1 protein-coding gene is annotated in these 540 nt (G+C 45.2%); it reads right to left on the reverse strand.

From position 1 onward, the window contains the following. Positions 1-522: transposase (locus J3L16_RS16545; RefSeq protein WP_242698885.1), on the reverse strand; the 522-nt coding region annotated here is incomplete at its 3' end. Between the last annotated feature and the right edge of the window lie 18 nt (positions 523-540).

Here is a 540-nt window from a genome sequence, read left to right on the forward strand (position 1 = left end):
TAGTCGAGCGTAAGACGCAAATTGCTGAACGCGATCGAAGCGTTGTATGTCACCCACTTCGTATAAAATAGTGAGCGCCAGTATTTTACCAATGCTAGGAAAGGACTTTAGAATATGGAAGTCACTGCCCTTGTGGAACTGGGCTTTAAGCTTCACGTAAGGCTCAATTTTATAGATTTCATGCACCATGGTATCGATGATGTTGAGATTTAAATCCATACTCTTTTGCACAGCCTCATCAGGAAAGAAGAGATGCATTTGTTGCCTGGAGGGCGAGTTTTGCAGGTTTAATCGTGTTTCAGGCGCAGGTAGATTATATTGGCTGACGGTGCTGGACACATGAGCCTTGAGCTGAGCACTCATACGCATGATGTGGGTGCGCCTCCTTAATGCATCTCTGATAGAACGATGCTCTTTGGGATAAGCATAAGCAAGAGGGAAGTTCCCCCCGCGCATGAGTTTGGCGATTTTAAGCGCATCGATTCTATCATTCTTAGTTTTACCTGCATGAATGGCTTTCATGTAAAGTGCGTGGCCAAG

It is taken from the genome of Alteromonas sp. 5E99-2, from assembly GCF_017368475.1.
GTDB lineage: Bacteria > Pseudomonadota > Gammaproteobacteria > Enterobacterales > Alteromonadaceae > Alteromonas_F.